The 16,774-nt window shown below is 69.1% G+C and carries 14 protein-coding genes; 4 read left to right on the forward strand and 10 right to left on the reverse strand.

What is annotated here, in order from left to right; all coding sequences use genetic code 11:
• Positions 1-54 precede the first annotated feature (54 nt).
• Entirely contained in the window at positions 55-1,698 is a 1,644-nt protein-coding gene (locus tag WME82_RS45545) for an L-fucose/L-arabinose isomerase family protein (protein WP_438040429.1), read from the reverse strand.
• Between the two features lie 113 nt (positions 1,699-1,811).
• Between WME82_RS45545 and WME82_RS45550 the strand changes: the two genes are divergently transcribed.
• Positions 1,812-2,900 carry a LacI family DNA-binding transcriptional regulator gene (locus tag WME82_RS45550; protein WP_438040430.1) on the forward strand — a complete coding sequence of 363 codons (1,089 nt, stop codon included), beginning with the start codon at positions 1,812-1,814 and terminating at the stop codon, positions 2,898-2,900.
• Between the two features lie 316 nt (positions 2,901-3,216).
• Positions 3,217-4,386, forward strand: coding sequence for a protein-glutamine glutaminase family protein (locus tag WME82_RS45555; RefSeq protein ID WP_438040431.1), 1,170 nt, complete (start codon positions 3,217-3,219; stop codon positions 4,384-4,386).
• A 77-nt stretch (positions 4,387-4,463) separates the two neighbouring features.
• On the opposite strand, the gene WME82_RS45560 is transcribed toward WME82_RS45555, so the two are convergent.
• Complete coding sequence (locus WME82_RS45560) at positions 4,464-4,832, reverse strand: hypothetical protein (RefSeq protein ID WP_438040432.1); 369 nt, start codon at positions 4,830-4,832, stop codon at positions 4,464-4,466.
• 78 nt (positions 4,833-4,910) lie between these two features.
• Here WME82_RS45560 and WME82_RS45565 point away from each other — a divergent pair, with 78 nt between their 5' ends.
• Entirely contained in the window at positions 4,911-5,189 is a 279-nt protein-coding gene (locus tag WME82_RS45565; RefSeq protein WP_438040433.1) for a hypothetical protein, read from the forward strand.
• A gap of 53 nt (positions 5,190-5,242) precedes the next feature.
• A complete protein-coding gene (locus tag WME82_RS45570; RefSeq protein WP_438040434.1) occupies positions 5,243-6,685 on the forward strand; it encodes a hypothetical protein in 1,443 nt (480 codons plus the stop codon).
• Positions 6,686-6,752: 67 nt separating this feature from the next.
• Here the strand turns inward: WME82_RS45570 and WME82_RS45575 are convergent, their stop codons facing one another.
• The 8 genes from WME82_RS45575 to WME82_RS45610 all read right to left on the reverse strand — a co-directional run bounded on the left by WME82_RS45575 (position 6,753) and on the right by WME82_RS45610 (position 16,612).
• Positions 6,753-7,145 carry a hypothetical protein gene (locus WME82_RS45575; protein WP_438040435.1) on the reverse strand — a complete coding sequence of 131 codons (393 nt, stop codon included), beginning with the start codon at positions 7,143-7,145 and terminating at the stop codon, positions 6,753-6,755.
• A gap of 76 nt (positions 7,146-7,221) precedes the next feature.
• Positions 7,222-9,792 (reverse strand): diguanylate cyclase, encoded by a 2,571-nt coding sequence (locus WME82_RS45580; protein WP_438040436.1) that lies wholly within the window; start codon positions 9,790-9,792, stop codon positions 7,222-7,224.
• Between the two features lie 230 nt (positions 9,793-10,022).
• The gene (locus WME82_RS45585) at positions 10,023-11,318 is read right to left on the reverse strand and encodes a hypothetical protein (RefSeq protein ID WP_438040437.1); all 1,296 of its coding nucleotides are present in this window, start codon (positions 11,316-11,318) and stop codon (positions 10,023-10,025) included.
• A 455-nt stretch (positions 11,319-11,773) separates the two neighbouring features.
• Entirely contained in the window at positions 11,774-12,367 is a 594-nt protein-coding gene (locus tag WME82_RS45590; RefSeq protein WP_438040438.1) for a hypothetical protein, read from the reverse strand.
• Between the two features lie 58 nt (positions 12,368-12,425).
• Positions 12,426-13,256: a caspase family protein gene (locus WME82_RS45595; protein WP_438040439.1), complete on the reverse strand. Its 831-nt coding sequence runs from the start codon at positions 13,254-13,256 to the stop codon at positions 12,426-12,428.
• Between the two features lie 185 nt (positions 13,257-13,441).
• The gene (locus tag WME82_RS45600) at positions 13,442-13,900 is read right to left on the reverse strand and encodes a hypothetical protein (protein ID WP_438040440.1); all 459 of its coding nucleotides are present in this window, start codon (positions 13,898-13,900) and stop codon (positions 13,442-13,444) included.
• A gap of 384 nt (positions 13,901-14,284) precedes the next feature.
• Complete coding sequence (locus WME82_RS45605) at positions 14,285-15,310, reverse strand: FG-GAP repeat domain-containing protein (RefSeq protein WP_438040441.1); 1,026 nt, start codon at positions 15,308-15,310, stop codon at positions 14,285-14,287.
• A 444-nt stretch (positions 15,311-15,754) separates the two neighbouring features.
• Positions 15,755-16,612, reverse strand: a complete 858-nt coding sequence (locus WME82_RS45610; protein WP_437713292.1) for a CPBP family intramembrane glutamic endopeptidase — start codon at positions 16,610-16,612, stop codon at positions 15,755-15,757.
• Positions 16,613-16,774: the final 162 nt, after the last annotated feature.

A 16,774-nucleotide genomic window follows, 5' to 3' on the forward strand; every position in this document is an offset into this window, starting at 1 on the left:
GCGGACCACGCCCGAGCCCACGTCAAGCTACGTTGCAGCGAGCCGACCGTCGCCTCAGAGCTCGCCGACCTGGCTGTGCTCGTAGAAATCAACCAGCGCCTGGCCGCCGCGGCCGAGGCCCGCCTGGGCATTGATGTAGGGCACCGCGTCTCGAATCGCTTTCATGGTCAGCTCGATGTTCTTCTGCGTCCCGACCACGAGGGCGGTGTGGTGCTCCACCGCCCGCTCGGGCTGCGTCAAATAGCGAAAGAGCTCCTGAATGCGCGGGATCTGGATGCGGCCGCGCGTGCCGAAGGTGTCGACGCCTTCTTCGCTGACCCGGCCCACCCCGCCGTAGAGGAACACGCTTCCTTCGCGCGCGTTGGTGCAAGGTCTCAGAAAGGCGCAGGTGCCCGCCTTGAGCTCGCCGTCGACCGCGCCCCAGGTGTTCTCCGCGCCGATGTCGGCCTGGGTGGCCAGGATCTCCTGGCGGGTGATGCGGGCGCCGGGGCGCATCACGCTCTTGGCCCAGACGCCGCAGTGGAAGAGATCCACCTCCTCGCGCTCGTCATCGTACATGTTGTTCCAGTCGCCCAGCAGCGGCACGAGCCCGGAAGCGCACTGGAGCATGTACATCCCCATCCAGCCCGCGATGTCGGTCTCGCAGGCGGCGGGGATGAGCTTGTCCGAGAGCATGCTCATGCAGGTGCAGGGCATCACGCCCACCTCTCCGCCAATCTGGTACTTCTGCATCTCCGTCCAGCAGCGCACAGCGATGCCGTCGAGGTCGTTCTCTTTCACGAACCGGTCGAAGACGACGCCCATCCGGGCGATCGCTTCCAGCGAGGCGCGCGGAACGTCAGCCGCCGCGATGTAGCCGGAGACCGCTTCCAGCTGAGCGGATAGCTCGCGCGGCGAGACGTTGCGCATCTGTCGATCGAGCGCGATGAGCTCCAGGCCGACCGTGCTCAGGCCCATGTGCCCCAAGAGCTCGGTGGAGACGTTGGTGACCGTCTGGAACGCGTCGGGCCCCGAGCCCACCAGCCCGAGGCGCACGCCGCGGCCCCGGCGACGGAACTTCGATGCCAGGACGCAGCTCGCGTAGAAGGCGTGGAGATCGTCCGCGAAGGCTGCCGAGCTCACGGCTTCGCAATGCCTGGACGTGAGGGTGTACGGGTAGCCGATGTGGCGGAGCGCGTTGGCTGCCGAAAAGCGCCCGCACGCCCCGTCCCGCCGGCCCTTCTGTCCCATGCGTCCCAGACCGCGCACGTCAGGCTCGGTGTGCAGCAGCACCGGCACGTCGAGGTCGGCCAGCCGCAGAAAGTCCCGAATCCCGTTTTCATCGGAGAAATTGTACATCGAACAGATGACGCCAATGGCCCCGCCGCCGTCGGGAGCGCGGCGGTACTGCTGGGCGACGCCCGCGGCCGCGCGCGCGTCGGCGTAGGTCTCGACGTTGCCGAGATCGACGTAGCGCACGCGCTGCCCGAGCACATGGCCCACGGCCGACTGGGTGGCTTTCGCTCCCTCCTTCGCGAACTCCGTCGGAAAGAAGCCCCGGTTGCCCATGAAGCCCAAGATCACCGGTTCACTCTGTGCCATTGCTGTCTCCTGGAGCAGGCGGGCTTGAGCAAGTATGGCCTTGCCGCTCCAGCCCGCCGGAACGTCAAGGTCGTCGTCGCGTCGGCGCCATCTGGCGGATCCGTAGACCGCTGCCATGGCCCCCTCGCGCGCGAGGGACCGCAAACACCGGCCGCGTATTCCGCTTCAATACTATGCGCGTGCGTGCTAGCGTCAACAGCTAATCCGAATTAGCTGCACGGAGCGCGCGCTTGAACGATCCCCCCGACCCCGACCCGCCGCACGTGCCCGGCCTGCGTCCGGTCCGTATGAAGGACATCGCCGAGCAGCTGGGGTTGTCCCAGACCACGGTGTCTCACGTTCTGACGGGCAAGCACGCGAAGTTTCGCATCAGCGCCGCCACGGTGGAGCGGGTCTGGGCGCTGGCCCAGAAGCTGGGTTACCGGACCAACGCCATGGCCCAGGCGTTCCGGGAGCAAAAATCGTACGCGATCTCCCTCGCCGTCGAGGACCTGGCGAACCCGTTCTGGGCCGGGATAGCCGTCGGCGCCGAGCGCGAGGCCGAGCTCCACGGCTATGCCCTCGTGGTGAGCCACCTGGCCGGTAACGCGGGGCGCCAGCGTCGCGCGTTGCAGCTCGTGCACGAGTCGCGGGTGGATGGGCTCATCGTGTCCCCGGTTTCCGGAGGGGATGGCGATCTCATCGCGGCGCACAAGCAGGGGCTTCCCTTTGTGCAGATCGACCGGGCGGTCCCGGACCTCGACGTGGCGTGCGTGCGCACCGATCACGCCGCCGGTTCGGTGCTGGCGCTCCGCCAGCTTCTCAGGCACAAGGATCGGTCGCTCGTCTACATCGGCGGTCCGCTCGACATCGCCACCTACCGACATCGTCTCGACGGGTTCCAGGCGGAGCTGACGCGGAGCGGCGCCAAGGCGGCGGCCATCGAGGAGTTGAAGGCGGCCACCCCGGAAGCGGCGGAGACGCGCATGGTCGAGCTTCTCCGGCGGCTGCGTGGACCTCTGGCCGTCTACGCGGCAAATTTCTGGAGCACTGTCGGGACCCTGCGGGCCATCCGCGCCGCCGGCCTCTCCGTGCCCGACGAGATCGACGTCGTCGGATTCGACGACATCCTGATGGCCGATCTCCTGCGTTATCCCGTCGCGACAGTCGATCAGGACGTCGGCGGGATAGGACGCGAAGCGGTCCGGCTGCTGCTTGAAATGCTGGCGGGCGCCAGGGTCGCGCGAGAGGTCCTGCTCCCCCCTCGCCTCACCGCGCGAACATCGGACGTGCCGCGCGGCGAGAGGCGAGCGCGCGCGCGGCGAGGCGACCGCTCCTGACCGCCCACCACGTCGATCGGTTTTCTGGCGGGAAGGTTCCGTGGGGGCGAACCGTAGCATCCGCGGAGATTCGCGGAGGGCGTGACCACGGATTGCAATCCCTCGGACGGCATGGGCCCAACCTGGGGCGAACGAATAGGCGATTGCGGGGCTGCGCCTGCCCTGCGTCTCGCGCCGCCCTCGAGGATCGCGGGTGTCCGCCGTGCGGGGACCGCGAGCGGTGCTATGGTGCGCCGCGCCCCGCGGGCCCCGACATGCTCCGAGCGTGACGGCTCCTCTCGGGGTGCATCCTATCTTACGCAGGGAGATCAGATTCATGCGACAGTCCTATGTTGCTCTTGCGAGCGTGTTGTGTGTCGCGTCGGCGGCCCTGGCCGCCTCGGCCTGTGGAGGCGACGAGGGCGCTTATTCCGATCGGGCTCCCGACATCGAGCGCTCCGACACGGGAGCGCTGCTGGAGGACGCCGCCGACTCCCCGCCGTCCGGCGCGGGCTCGCCGGGTGACGAAGGATCCCCCGGAGGCGGCGCGAGCGCGGCCTGCCAGCTGCCCGACGGTCCGCGCTCGTTCGATGAGCTCAAGGGCCCGCCCGGGAGCCTGGCGGCCGATTGCGTTCCCACGTGGACCGAGGAGCAGCTGAGCTCCGGGTTCGCCGCGATCCGCGACAGCCGGCTGCTCACCATGCCGGAGCAACCCGAGTTTCTGCGGCGGATCCCCTGGCTCGCGGCCGACAACGGCTGCGAGGAGCGGGCCGAGGCGGCGGTCCACTTCTTCCACCAGTGGGACTATCCGACGCCCTACTTCGCCAGGGTCAAGGCAAAGCCGCGCAAGCGGCTGGTCTTCCAGACAGCCAACGAGCCGTCCGGGACCGTGACGTGGTCCGGCCACGTCGCGCCCGTGGTCCGGGTCGGTGGGCAGCTCATGATCCTGGACGTCGCCATCGATCCGTCGAGGCCCCTCCCGATCGCGGAGTGGCTCTCTCAATTCAGCGTCGCCGACGACATCGACGTCGCGTTGTGCCGCGACCACGCCCTGGGGGAGGGGTGCTTCGACGCTGTGCCCGTGGAGCCGCCGCCGCCCAACCTGAACCCCTATGGCAGCATGCACACGCGGCTCCTGACCGAATGGCGAGTTCAGGAGATCCTCGGGCGCGATCCGTACCGGGTCCTCGGCGACTGTCCGCCGTGGGGCCCCTGCGCCGAGCCGGAGCCCACGCCCGATCCGGGCCTCCCACCGAGCATCCGGCGCTTTGCGTCGGACCAGTTCGACAGCCCCGTCTGGTATCCCATCTACATCATCGGGGACAATTTCGTCGAAGGCTGGACGACCGTGCGCATCACCGGAAACGGCATCGACGAGCTCGCGCCCATCGACGCCTGCAACATCCGCAGGATCCTGATCAGTCAGGAGTATCCGCCCGGCGACTATCAGGTGACGGTGTCAAACGGAGAGCTCGCGAGTCAGCCGATGGTCCTTCATATTCAGTGACTCGGCGTCGCTACACTCGAGAGTGAAGAGCTCTTCCCTCTTCCGTACATGACCGAGCACCGGCGCGACCCTCGAGCCTATTCTGGCTTGATGTTCCCGGCGAGCTCGAAGATCGGCGCGTACATCGCGTACATCGCCGCGGCGAGGGCGATCACCCCAAGGAAGAAGGCGAGCACCACCATGGCGCGGCGGAGAGCGAGCGTGCTTTCAGCAGGCAGCGCCAGCGCGACCACGGCGGGCGAGGCCACCAAAATGCCCAACGCCGGAGAGGCCCACGGGGTCAGCGCCACGCGCGTCACCGCGGGGAGCGCTTCGCCGAGCTCGGCGAACATCCCGGCGAACGACGGCGCGATCGTGAATGGGAACGTGAGCAGCGCCAGCGACAGCAGGCCAACGACGACGACGGCGACCCAATCGAGGGCAGTGAACGAACTGGAGGCGCTCATCGAGGACGATCGTACCATGTCTTCGCCGGCTTCACGGACGGTCCGACCCAGGCGTCGCCCAGCGCGGAGAACGGAGCCGTGGCGATCTCGGGCAAGACCGCGACGTTCGCGCCGAGCGGCTGCGGACACGCGGAGTTCTCGGTCGAGGTCACCGACAAGGACGGCTCCAAGATGACGCGCGACGTGCTCGTCTTCGTCGTTCGGTGCCGCCTGCCCACCTGGACGCCGTTGCTGGCCAGGGGTGTGACCGAAAATTCCATCCGGAACGATGCGCCCGCCTTGACTTCATGGAGAATGGTGATCTACGGTACTGTTCTAGTTAACAAATCGGCGTACGGCCAGCTACCGCGGGGTTGAACGGACGATCGCGGCAGCGTTCGAGCACGCCGGAACAGGAGGAGGTCATCCTTATGCATGGGATCACGCTGCCCATCGGGGCTATCGGTCTGTCTTTGCTTGTCGGGATCACCGCTTGTCATGCGCCTTCCGGCGCGGGCGACGAGGGCTCGTCGGAGGCTGTCGCGTCGTCCAATCAGGCCCTGACCCACGACTGGAGTCTCTCGTTCCGCGAGCCTTACAGCTGGATCATTCCTCAGCGGGTCGCTGTCGACGGATCGGGCAACTCCATCATGGTCGGGTGGTACGGCGGCTCGGCGGACTTCGGCGGTACCACGTTCTTCAGCGCGGGCTACTCTGCTGGCTATGTGGCAGCGTTCAGCAGCGCGGGCAGCCACCTCTGGAGCAAGAGCTTCGATTTTGCGGATGTCCGCGGCGTCGCCACGGACAGCTCGGGCAACGTGGTCATCACGGGAGTGATGGGGGACGACGGTGACTTCGGCGGCGGAACGGTGACCAACAGCGGTGCCCCGGGCAGCAGCCTGTACGTCGCGAAATACAACTCGTCTGGCACCCACATCTGGAGCTACAGCTACGGCAGCGGGCCTGTCGCGGTCGGCAATGAGATCGCGATCGACTCCTCGGACAATGTCATCCTCGTCGGTCAATACGACGGCAACCTCACGATCGGCAGCGACTCCAATTCCCTGTCATGGGGCGGCTCGGTCCTTGCGAAGTTCGACAGCTCGGGGACCCCTGTCTTTGCCAGGTTCTTCGAGCACTCAGGCGCCAGCTCATTCATCTCCAGCTCGGGCGTCGCCGCCGATCTCAACAACGACAGCATCGCGGTCACGGGTGCGTTCATCACGACCGCGGACTTCGGCGGCGGCACGCTGACCAGCAACACCGGGGGCACTGGCTGGGACGCATTTGTCGCGAAATTCGATAGCAGCGGCACTGCGCTCTGGAGCAAATCCTTCGGCAACGGCGACTCATACGGTCTGCACGTCGTCGTCGACTCATCGGGGAACCCCATCGTGGCCGGCCAGTATGATGGAACCGTCGACTTTGGCATCAACACGCCCACGCTGACGAGCGGGGGGTCCGTCTCTACCTTCGTCACGCAGTTCGACAGCAGCGGAACGGACATCTGGACCAAGGGCTTCATCGACGCGCACACGTGGAATCACGGCCTTGCGACGAACAGCTCCGACGACGTGATACTCACCGGAAACACCTGGAGCAGCGTCAATTTTGGCGGGGGGGCGTTGGGTGGATATGCTGACGTTTTTGTCGCGCAGTGGGATACGACCGGAACGTATGTCGACAGCGTGATTTATGACGGTGGCATAGCTCAGGTCGCCGTCGCCGTCGCAGTGGACAGCTCGGACAACACGATCCTCCTCGGGCAGCACGGGGGGAGCGTCAGCTCCGTGGATTTTGGAGGAGGCCCATTGTCGTACCAGAGTGACGGTACCGGCGAGCTGGACGTGTTCCTCGCCCACATGTCCCCCTGACGAGACATCGTAGCAGGCTCGCCTGCGGCGCTCGTCCATCGGCTCCTCATTGGCCGCAGCCACGCAGCTAACGGGGCTTCGTGTCCTTGTCCTCCGGGTCGACCGCAATGCGGAACCCCGGGTCTTCCGGCGTGGGCCCGGCGGGCCGCGTCTCGGGCCCCTCAGCCTCCCCGCGGCCCTCAGCCTCCCCGCGGCCCTCAGCCTCCCCGCGGCCCTCGGAGCGCTCGTCCCGCGAAGGCGCCTGCGCCGGGCCCTTGCTCAGCTCGGCGCCGATCCGGCCGACCACGTTCGTCGCGGCCCGGACGAGCTCGCGCCCGGCGTCGTCGATCGCCCTGCCGACGTTCGTGCTGTCGAGGTCCTTGCGCAGGTCCACGGCCGTCTTGCGCGCCGCGCGCCAGAGCAGGCTCAGCCCCTGCTTGAGATCCTCCCTGGGGTCGTCTCGATCGGGGTCCGAGCTCATCGCGCCTCCTTGGCTTCGGTTTCGCCGAGGAGGCTTATGTTCCCGCCGCGCCCGCGCCGCAAGCGGCGCGCAGACCTCAGGCGGCCGTCTTCGGCTTGCTCGTGGGATCGACGTCCGGCGGGCGCCTCGGCTTGCTCCGAGGCTCGGCCTCGCCGGGCGCCTTCCCCGGCGCCTGCGCGGCGGTCGCGGCGCGCTTCCCGGCGGACGGCGCGCCGTCCTGTCCCGGGGCCGCCGGGGCGCCGCCTGCGCCGCCCGCCACGGCCGGCCTGCGCTGCGGCGCGGGCGCCCCTGCCGCGGGCTTCGCCGCCGCAGCCCTGGCCGCCGCGGCCGTCGCCGGGGACCGCGCCGTCGCGGGCGCCGCGTGCCTCGCCGCGGCGGCCGCCTCTGCCGCGTGCCTCGCCGTGGCCGCCGCCTCCGCTGCCTGCTTCGCCGCGCCGGTCGCGTCCGCCGCGTGCTTCGCCGGAGCGCCCGCCTCCGCCGCGGGCGGATGCGCGCTGTTCGAGCGCACCGCCGGCGACCACGCCGTGGAGCGGTTCCGGCCCGACCGCTTCGACACGTAGAGCGACTCGTCCGCGGCCTTGAAGAGCTCCTCCCACGTGCTGCCCGCCTCGGGGTAGGTGGCGATCCCGATCGAGCAGGTCACCTGGCACTGCACAGGCCCGTTGCTCCCGGCCGCGTGGAACGTCGTCCGGCCGAGCTCCTCGCGCACGCGCTCCGCGAGCAGCATCGCGCCGCGCGCGTCCGTCTCCTCGCAGATCACGACGAACTCCTCCCCGCCGAAGCGCGCGACAGCGTCGGTCGTCCGCTTCGCGCGCCGGAGGACGTCGCCGAGCCCCTTGATGATCACGTCGCCCACGTCGTGGCCGTACGTGTCGTTCACCTTCTTGAAGTGGTCGATGTCGGTGACGAGCACCGAGAGCCGCCGCGAGAACCGCCGCGCCGCGGTGATCTTCTGGTCCGCCACCTCGAGCATCGCGCGCTTGTTGAGCAGCCCGGTGAGCCCGTCCATCGTCGCGAGCTCCTCGAGGCGCCGCACCATGCGCGCGTTCGAGAGCGACACGGCCATGTGGCTGGCGAGGACCTCGAGCGTGCTGCGCACCGAGTCGGTGAAGGCCGCGCGCCGCCGCGAGCCGAGGACCAGCGTGCCGAGCGGCCGGTCGTGCACGACGAGCGGGAGCACGATGATCGACGGCATCGACGGCGGCGTGACGCGGCGGGTGAAGACGACCTGCCGCTTCTCGTCGTACTCGCCGCGGTACGGCAGCGGGTGCCGGTTCTGCAGCACCATCGAGACGAGCCCCGCGTTGTGGCGGAAGCGCTGCCCGGTGAGCTCGGCGACGCCGTCGCCGCTGACGGCGCGGATCTCGTGGACCTTCTGCGCCTCGTCGTACAGCGTGACGGCCGCGAAATCGACGGACGTGATCTCGCGGGCGCTCGTGACGCCGGCCTCGATGACGCCGGCCTCGGTCGTGGCGGCGCCGAGCCCCTCGGCGGCGCGGTAGAGCTTGCCTTGCTCGATCTTCGCGCGCTCGAGCTGGACGAAGACGCGCTCGTTCTGGATGGCCCGCACGGCGTAGCGGCACGCCTCGTCGATGAGCTCGAGCTCGCGCGGCGAGAACGGCCGGTCCTCGACGCGATCGACGACGAGCACGCCGCGGAGCTGGCCGTGCTCGAACACCGGCAGCGCGCACACGGCGCGCACCGGGGAGGGGCCGACGTAGTAGGGGAGCTTGTAGCCGGGCTTGAGGCCCCCGAGGACGACCGGCGCGCGCTGGGTGATCGCCGCGCCGAAGACGCCGTCGCCGGAGAGGAACGGGCCCTCGGAGAGGTTCGGCGCGTCGCTCGCGAGCTCGCTGATGCGCAGGTGCGTGCCCGCGTCGTTCTGCCAGAGGAGCACGGCGGTGTAGAGGTCGAGCGACTCGCGCAGGAGGCGCAGGGCGAAGAGCACCGACTGGTGGATCTCCTCGACGCCGGAGCGGGCGAGCCGCTCGTCGTCGCCTTTCTGGCACGCGCCCGCGCCGCGCGCCTGGGCCGGGGCCGAGAGCAGGCGGTAGCTGCGCGCGTCGTCGCGGAGCCGCTCGATCTCGGCCTGGAGGCGGGTGTGCGAGGCCTTCCTGACGCGGCCGAGCTCCGCGCGGAGGATGGTGGCGTTCAGCAGCGAGAAGATGGCCATGAAGCCGATGTGCGGCGCGGCCGCGCGCGTGACGTCGAGGAGGCTCGGCGCGCCGCGCTGGGCCGCGGCCGAGCGGACGGCGATCTCGAGGGCGGCGGCGGCGATCGCGACGAGGAGCGACGCCCCTGGGCGGGCGAACGCGCTCACGAGGGCGATGACGACGTAGAGGGCGGCGTGGGCGTCGCCGTCGAGCGAGCCGTCGAGGCGGAGGACCGCGGCGAACGTGGCGACGAGGAGCAGGGCGCCGACCTCGAGGTCGAGCAGGGCGCTCGCCTCGATGGCGGCGGCGCGCCGCCGCGCCCGCTGGACGAGCGCCACGAGCAGCACGAGCAGCGCGGTCGCGGCCGCGAGCGGCGGGAGCGGCGCGGCCGCGTCGAGGACCACGAGCGCCCCGAGGGCCAGCGCGCAGGCGAGCGGCGCCGCATTGCGCGCGATACGGCGGGCGGTGAGCACGGCGAGCACGAGGTTGGCCATCGGCTCGGATGCCGGTACCAGAGGTCGATCCCCCGGGCCCAGTTCTCTGCCGGCGGAGGCGGCTGCGCGATGGGGGAAAGGGGCGAGAGAGGGGGTGAGGGTGTGACCTGGAGTCGTGTTGATGTCGTATTGCGAGGAGGCGTCGAGGCGCGTGGCTCGTGAGCGGCGGCGTGCCTGTCGCCCGTGCAGACGTTCGACGAGCTCCTCGCACGCGCCCCCCGCGAGCGCGCTCAACGCGTGAGCTTGCCCACGAAGCTGGTGGTGGCGGTCGCCGCGGTGTTCACGATGTCGAGGGTCAGCGTGGCACCGAAGTAAAAGCGAGGCGTGTATCGGCGCACGGGCGTCAGGGAATCTCCCTCGGCGAGGATCATATTCTCCGCGTGGCCCGAGGGCAGGTACTCCTGCTGGATGAGCGCCAAGCCGGCGTTGAAGCTGAGCCCCGCGACGGGCTCGAGCACGCCGCCGAGGAAGACGCGATCGAAGGGCTGGCCGAGGTCGAGATCCACGCCGGCCTGGACGCCGAGCAGATCGCCGAACGTCGTCGCGCACCGCATGTCCTGAAACGATGAGATGACGCCGCGGCGCCGGCCGCCGGGAAAGACGTTGAGCACGATCGAGGGGTTGACGCTCCAGTCCTCCTGGACCGAGAGGCGACGCTCGCCGCCGGTGCCGGGGAGGGTGGTCTGGACGACGCGCCGAGACCCGTTGACGACGATGGGGAAGAGGGCTCCGAACTCGAGGTAGTACTGCCCCTGATCGATCGACACGGCATACGACTCGTCGATCGCGCTCCCCGGATCGACGGCCGCGAGCTCGTAGCGGATCTTCAGCGACGTGATCGACGTGTCCTCGGGGATCTCCGCGACCTGCTCCGCGAGCAGCACGATGGTGGGCGCGGTCGCGGCCTTCGCGCCTGTGGCCGCCGCATCCTTCTCGAAGAGCCGGTCCGCGGAGCGGAGGAAGCTCACCGAGAGCTTGACCTTGTCCTTGAGCGCCGCCTCGCCGAATACGCGCACGATCAGCTTGTCTTTGGGAGACAGAGAGTCGACGAGGGAGTAGACATCGGGCTCCAGGCCGTCGCAGAGCGGCTCGCCGGATCTCGCGTCCATGCAGAAGGCGCCGGGGGCCCTGCACGACGTCGTGCAAATCTGCTGGATCTCCTGGCGCTTCGCCTGCACGGCCTTGGCCTGGTCGACCAACTTGGCTACGTCGTCCAGAGACTTATAAATCTCCAATGCCTCCGTTGCGTCCGTGAGCTTCGCATCCTTGGCGTGCGTGTCGAGGGCCGTAACGTGCGCGTTGATATCGACCGCTCCGAGCTGATTCTCGATCTCCGCGGCGCGATCGGCGATCGACGGGATGTCTTTCTTCAGCTCCTTCACGAGCGCCGTGGCCGCCTGCACGCCGGACGCGAGCTGCTGGCTGGCGTGCGAGGCCTGAGCGTGGAGCTGCTGGGCGCACGCCCGCGCCTTGGCAGGGTCGTTGCAGTCCTGCGGCGGCTCTGCGAGGCCGGGGCCGGCAGGCATCGGTGCCGCAGCCGCCGCCGGCACAGCCGCGAGCGCCTGGTCTACAGCCTTCCTCGCATTGACGTAAGCGCAGTGCGCAGCGACTGCTTCTCTCGCTTTCGTCTCCTTATCGGTCGCCGTGCTTGCGCTATCCATCTCTTGTTTCTTCGTGAGAAACGCGCCCTGCGCGCTTGTCACGTTCGCCACGAGCGCTTTTAGCGCTGGATCGGGAGCGGCGGGGACGCGCTTCTGGAGAGCGGGCAACTCCTGCTTGATCTCCGTTTCGAGGTCGAGCACAAGACCGGTACACGATTTCCCAGCAATACACTCGACGGCGACCTCCCTGCATTCGCCGTCTGCAGCATGGCCAACGCGGGTCGTGAGGAGGACCGCGCCGACGCTTGCCGCGATGAGCACGGACTGCATCCACGGCGCGCCATGGTTCAACTTGATGAGCTTGCGCTCCCGCACTTTGATCACGATTCGCTTCCTCCTGTCCCGCCCGCGCCCCCTGTGCCGCCGCCCGTGCCCCCTGTGCCGCCGCCCGCGCCCCCTGTGCCGCCGCCCGCGCCCCCTGTGCCGCCGCCCGCGCCCCCTGTGCCGCCGCCCGCACCTCCCCCGCCGCCATCGGCGCCGTCGGAGGGGTTCTGTCGAGCGGTCGTGATAGGCAACAACCGGCTAGCGAGCAGCGGTCCCGAGCACGCCGGGGCGTCGTCTCCGCTGCCGCGCCCGAGGAGATCGACGTAGAGCTCGCATTCGACGTCGTCCGGCATCACGATGAAGAACCACGGCTCGTCGGCGGGCGGCGCGGCGATGCACGCGGACTGCTGCGCGTCTCCTCCAGGCGCGTCCGTCGAGAAATCGAGCTTCCCTGCGACCGTCTTTAGCCGCAGGTGCGTGCCTCCTCGCTGCTGGACGAACACGTTGGTCCCCAGCGCCGGCGAGTCCGGCTGCTTCGAGGCCGGCGTGACAATGAGGTATCTCTCCACGTCCGGGTCCGTCGTGCATCCTGAAGAAAAGAGCGCCGCAAGCATGACAAGCCCGACCGGCCACCGGTGTTGATTCATCATGAACGATTGTCTCCTGAAGATTGGTTTGCGCGCGAGCGCAGGAAAGCCATGCTCCCGCTCAGGGCCAGAAGAGCGGCGCCGCCGCGCGTTCGCCCGGCGCCACGAGGACGGCATCCTGGACATAGCCGGCCTGCCTCATGGCGCGACTGGTGTTCTCGACGATCTGCGCGATGGAGGCCGTCAGCCCTCCCGGCCGCTCGAGCTCTTGGACGAGGTGATAGGTGAGCGCTCCATAGACCTGGCCGCCCAGAGGACCTTCGTACGCTTGCTGTCCCTCCGCGCAGGCTCCGATGAAGACGACGGGGAGCGCGCTCATCGCCTCGCGCATCCGGCCCGCCGCGCGCCCCGGCGCGAGCGCCCGCGCGCTCCGGGGCTCGCGCTCCGGGGAGACGCTCCAGCTGCGAACGGTCTTCTCGCCTCCTGCCGCCTCTCCTGCCCCGCGCGCCGCGCGGGGCATGCCGCCGGCGTGGCACGAGTCGCAGGCCCATACGAGGTGCGCGCCGCTGGGCCGCAGCCTGGAGAAGAGCGCCGCGAGCTCATTGTCACGGATCGCCGTGGCGTTCGTGCTGTTGAAGCCGAGCGTGCAGAGCACCTCGTCCAGCTGATCGGCTTCGCCAGCGTCGCCCGCCGAGGTGAGCTGGTCGCCGTGGCCGCTGAAGTGGAAGAGGAGCCGATCGCCGGGCTCTGCCCCATGTACGAGCCACTCGAGCCGCTCCAGGATGGCTCCCTTGGTCCCTGTCGCGTCGAGGGCACGTACGATCTCTGTGTTGACGTTGAAGCCACAGCGGTCTTTGAGGAACCTGCGCATCAACGCAACGTCGTTGAGGGGTCCCGCGAGCGGTCTGTCTGAATAGTCGTTGATGCCGACGAGCACAGCGCGCTTCTTCATAGAGTGCTCCCTTCCGTCGTTGCCTGTGTGACGAGCGTGGGGCCGACAGCACAATATCTCACCTCGTGTCGGCGCGTGTCTAGCAAAAAGGAAGAGCGGGGCCGCGCTGCGAGGACCTGCGCCGGCGTCGCCGCGCGGCGCGGCGGCGGTGGCGGTGGCGGTGGCGGTGGCGGTGGCGGGGCGGGTCAGCCGACCCTGTGCTCGACGCTCGGCGCCTGGGCCTGCCGGCGGAGCTCGACGTTGAAATGCTGGAGCACCCAGCGCTCCGCGTCGGTCATGGACGAGAAGACCCTGACGGGATGCGGCGGCGGCTTCAGCCAGTTGAGCGCGGTCAGGATGCCGTTCACCAGGCTGGAATCGCCCACGATGCCGGACGCGAGCAGGTGCGCGCGCGCTTGCCTCTCGTAGTCGGCGTACATCTGCGCGACGGCTCGCCGCTGCACGGCGTTCGGCATGCTGCTGCCGCGCGTGTCGTTGATCAGGCCGAACGGCCCCGAGACGATGAGCTGGATCATGCCGCGCATCAGCACGTCCCAATCGTCTTGGGTGTAGTGCTCGCCGGCCCGCATCGCGACCAGCGGATAGCGCGAACGATCCAGCTCAATCCCGCGAGCCAAGGCCGCCTCCGTCCCGACGAACGCCACGCTGGACCGAAACGCGGATGGATCCGTACGAGAGGGCGGTCGCGGAGCATGCGGCGGTCATGTACGTCCCGGTCGGCTCAGAAGGGCAGCATTACAATGAAGAGCAAAGCGATCCGCGGCTGTCAATGACAAATCACGGCGCTGGCGCGAGGTGAAAAAATCTCCTGCGCGCCCCGTGCCCTCCTGGACAGCCACGCTGTATCCATCATCTCTGCGCGCTCCGGAGGGATCGTCGCGGGGACGGCCGGGACGCGGACGCAAGTGCCCGAAATTGTTGCCCAATCTCGGCTGTGTTGAGCGTCTCCGTCCCCCCTCTGCCTCCGCGTCGATGGCGCCAGCGCCGCCGGCGCCGAGACAGCGCAGCGGACGTGGGACGGCGCCCTGTCACCCGCCGTCGTAGGGCCCCGGAAACACCGGCCCCGGCGCGAGCAGCTGAGTGCCGTCCATCAACCAGACAGCCGCCTGGTTCGTTCCTTTGGCGTACCAGAGCACGTCCGCCATGCCGTCGAAATTGCTGTCGGAGGCGGGGCGCGCCTCCCAGCCGCGGCCGAGAGGCCCCGGGATCACCGGCCCCGCCGCGATCACCAGGGAGGCGCCCGCCATCAGCCAGACGGCCATGAGGTTCCGCTCCGTGTCGTTCCAGAGCACGTCCGCCATGCCGTCTCCGTCGTAGTCCTGCGCGGTGACGACGTGAAAGCCGGGGCCGAGCCCCGGGAGGATCGGCCCCGGCGCGAGCAGCTGGGCGCCCTCCATCAGCCAGACGGCCATCAGGCTCTGCTCTTCGTTGTCCCAGATCACGTCCCCCATGCCGTCGCGGTTGAAGTCGCGCGCGCTGCGCGCCACCCAGCCCTGGCCGAGCGGCCCCGGGATGACCGGCCCCGGCGCGAGCAGCTGCGGTCCATTCATCGTCCATGTCGTCATCACGTTCTGATCTTTGTTGTTCCAGATCACATCCCCCATGCCGTCGCGGTTCAGATCGGACACCCCGATCACCTTCCAGCCCTGGCCGGTCGGCCCCGGGATGATCGGCCCCGGCGAGAGCAGCTGGCTCCCTTCCATCAGCCATATGGCCACCAGGTTCTGGTCGATGTTGCGCCAGAGCACATCCGCCATGCCGTCGGAGTTGAAGTCACCCGCGTTGACCGCCTCCCAGCCCTGGCCGAGCGGCCCCGGGATGACCGGCCCCGGCGCGACGAGCTGGGTCCCCTCCATCAGCCAGATCGCCGCCAGGCTCTTCTCGGGATGCTCCCAGAGCACATCCACCATCTCGTCGCGGCTGAAGTCATTCATACGAACGGCCTTCCACCCGTACCTGCTCGCCCGCTGCGTCGCGCGTCCCAGGGACGACGCCGCCGGCTCGGCGGACGAGCGGTCGTGGTCCGGCTCGATGCCCGGCGTGCAGGCCGGCATGGGGTGAATCGCAGCGATCGCGCACAGCGCAGCCCCTGTAGCCGCAGACCTCCTCACACTCGCCTCGCTTGCGGCTCGGGCGCGGGCGCCGACGCCGGCACGGGAGATCCGATCCGGTCCACGATCCTGAGCACGCCGAGCACGTGAGCGGGCCGATAGCAAGCGCAAGGCCATCGAGACCATGTGGTGCGCCCGATCTCGGCGTGGTCACCACATGTTGCCGCATTGGGCCATTCCCCGCTTCTTGCATCGAGGGCGTCATAGGTCTTCTCTGCTCATCGAGCAGGGCACCCTCCAGGGCGCTGGGCGCGCACCACGTCGGTTGATCTCGCTTCTGGCCGCTGGTCGCCGCCTTCGGAAGAAAAGGCCTTTCGGGACACCGTGACGTCGAGGGAGACAATCCGTTCGGGCCGCTTCGCGGAAGGGTGCCTGTCGCGGAGAGCGTCAGTTGAGGCCAGCGGCGACGCTGGCGAGGCCGACCGTGAGATGGACGGCGGTGACGCCGACGAGGGTGCGGTGGCGCGCGTAAAAGAGGCCGAAGAGGACGCTCGCGGCGAAGGTGATGACCGCGAAGGCCAGCGAGACATACAGGTGGAACACGCCGAAGAGCACCGAGGTGACGACGATGGGCGCGAGGCGCCCGGCGTCGGGCAGGAGCCGCTCGAGCGAGGTCTGGATCACGCCGCGCGCGATGAACTCCTGGAGCAGGCAGTGCGGCCCATAACTCGCGAGGAAGATCGCGAACTCGAGGCCCGAATACCCCGCGACCGAGCCCCAGTCGAGCCACGGCTCGCCGCGCAGGGCCGGCCCCGCGCGGAGCGCGAGGCACGCGGCGAAGGCCATGGCGGCGATGACGAGCGCTTCGCGGAGGCTATGCCGCGCGCCCGAGAGCGTCACGCCGAGCCGCGCGAGCGGCAGCGGCTGCCGCCGGACGAACCACCCGATCGGCACGAGGAGCAGCAGCAAGAAACCCCACGAATAGCCCATCTGGAGCAGCGGCGGCAGATCGGCGCGGATGAGATCCCGGACGAGCTGCGCGACGCCGAAGAGGGCGATGACGACGAAGAAGAACGCCGCGAGCTCCCGGCGCAGCTCCAGGGCGTCCCGACCGCCGCGGCGGAGGAGCTCGATCTCGAGGCGGAGCAGGTCGTGATCGGCGTCGCTCGCCGCAGCCAGCCCAGCGCGCTCGGTCGAGCGGTCGCGCCGGCCGGTCGACGGGCGCGCGTCGCGGGCGGCGGAGCCGGCGAGGAAAGGAACATGGTGTGGGTCGATCACGTCGGAGGAGGATTCGAGCAAGCTCATAAGACTATCCCCATTGAACCAGCCATGATGTCACGCCTCTGGGCGAGCGATCAAGCGCGCAAGAGGTTCGCCGTTGTAACAGCCAGCGTGGTTCGCGTCGTTCGCGTTGTTTGCGTCATTCACGTCGTTCACGTCGTTCACGTCTGGCTGCCGCGGCGGGTA

Origin of the sequence: Sorangium sp. So ce128 (assembly GCF_051525245.1) — a bacterium.
Classification (GTDB): domain Bacteria; phylum Myxococcota_A; class Polyangia; order Polyangiales; family Polyangiaceae; genus Sorangium; species Sorangium cellulosum_B.

Excerpts from the sequence above, each read along its gene's own strand:
- WME82_RS45545 (WP_438040429.1), bottom strand. The coding sequence starts at position 1,698 with ATGGCAGCGGTCTACGGATCCGCCAGATGGCGCCGACGCGACGACGAC.
- WME82_RS45555 (WP_438040431.1), top strand. The coding sequence starts at position 3,217 with ATGCGACAGTCCTATGTTGCTCTTGCGAGCGTGTTGTGTGTCGCGTCG.
- WME82_RS45560 (WP_438040432.1), bottom strand. The coding sequence starts at position 4,832 with ATGAGCGCCTCCAGTTCGTTCACTGCCCTCGATTGGGTCGCCGTCGTC.
- WME82_RS45570 (WP_438040434.1), top strand. The coding sequence starts at position 5,243 with ATGCATGGGATCACGCTGCCCATCGGGGCTATCGGTCTGTCTTTGCTT.
- WME82_RS45575 (WP_438040435.1), bottom strand. The coding sequence starts at position 7,145 with ATGAGCTCGGACCCCGATCGAGACGACCCCAGGGAGGATCTCAAGCAG.
- WME82_RS45580 (WP_438040436.1), bottom strand. The coding sequence starts at position 9,792 with ATGGCCAACCTCGTGCTCGCCGTGCTCACCGCCCGCCGTATCGCGCGC.
- WME82_RS45585 (WP_438040437.1), bottom strand. The coding sequence starts at position 11,318 with ATGCCTGCCGGCCCCGGCCTCGCAGAGCCGCCGCAGGACTGCAACGAC.
- WME82_RS45590 (WP_438040438.1), bottom strand. The coding sequence starts at position 12,367 with ATGATGAATCAACACCGGTGGCCGGTCGGGCTTGTCATGCTTGCGGCG.
- WME82_RS45595 (WP_438040439.1), bottom strand. The coding sequence starts at position 13,256 with ATGAAGAAGCGCGCTGTGCTCGTCGGCATCAACGACTATTCAGACAGA.
- WME82_RS45605 (WP_438040441.1), bottom strand. The coding sequence starts at position 15,310 with ATGCCGGCCTGCACGCCGGGCATCGAGCCGGACCACGACCGCTCGTCC.
- WME82_RS45610 (WP_437713292.1), bottom strand. The coding sequence starts at position 16,612 with ATGAGCTTGCTCGAATCCTCCTCCGACGTGATCGACCCACACCATGTT.